Below are 258 nucleotides of genomic sequence, written 5' to 3' on the forward strand. Positions count from 1 at the left end.
TACTTTCTAAAGTGATACAAAGAGCTATTCAGAGTGCACCAGTGGCAAGAGTTATAGGAAGAATAAATTCAGCCAATTATAAAGTTTTTGGTAAGGAGATTTATGATAATTCGAATACGGTTTTAGCGTCTATTCCAAAACAAGAAAAGTATATTTTTCAAGGTGGAATTTGGAACTCTATATCTGGAGCAAATGAGGTGAATTTTAATGCTAAATTTGATTTTTTTGGGACTAGTTTTAGTGCTGCTGGATACTATC

Annotated in this window: 1 protein-coding gene; it reads left to right on the plus strand. The window is 32.6% G+C overall.

Annotation, left to right across the window (positions count from 1 at the left end; all coding sequences use genetic code 11):
• Positions 1-258 (plus strand): hypothetical protein (locus IEQ44_RS18705; RefSeq protein ID WP_193639441.1); only part of this gene is annotated, 258 nt, incomplete at both ends.

Origin of the sequence: Nocardioides malaquae, assembly GCF_015070385.1 — a bacterium.
GTDB lineage: Bacteria > Actinomycetota > Actinomycetes > Propionibacteriales > Nocardioidaceae > Nocardioides > Nocardioides malaquae.